The following is a 251-nucleotide window of genomic DNA, read 5'->3' on the forward strand; positions in this document are numbered from 1 at the left end:
GTGGAGTGGTGTAATCGTTTTGTGTCCTTCGGGTTGGGTTATGCGCTGAGTTGGAGTGGGGTGTCCTCCTGCCCGGTGGGTTGTGGTGTGAGTCGTGATTTGGTGAGGATGTCGAGGCTGAGGTAGCGTCGGCCTTCGGCCCATTCGTCGTTTTGTTCGGCGAGGACGGCTCCGACTAGGCGGATGATTGCTTGTCGGTTGGGGAAGATTCCCACGGAGTCGGTGCGTCGGCGGATTTCGCGGTTGAGGCG

At 59.8% G+C, this 251-nt stretch carries 1 protein-coding gene; it reads right to left on the minus strand.

Translation table 11 applies throughout. From position 1 onward, the window contains the following. Positions 1 to 38 precede the first annotated feature (38 nt). A partial coding sequence (locus HMPREF2710_RS03690; protein WP_210388900.1) for a transposase occupies positions 39 to 251 on the minus strand: 213 nt, incomplete at its 5' end.

The organism is Rothia sp. HMSC069D01 (genome assembly GCF_001810135.1).
Lineage (GTDB): Bacteria > Actinomycetota > Actinomycetes > Actinomycetales > Micrococcaceae > Rothia.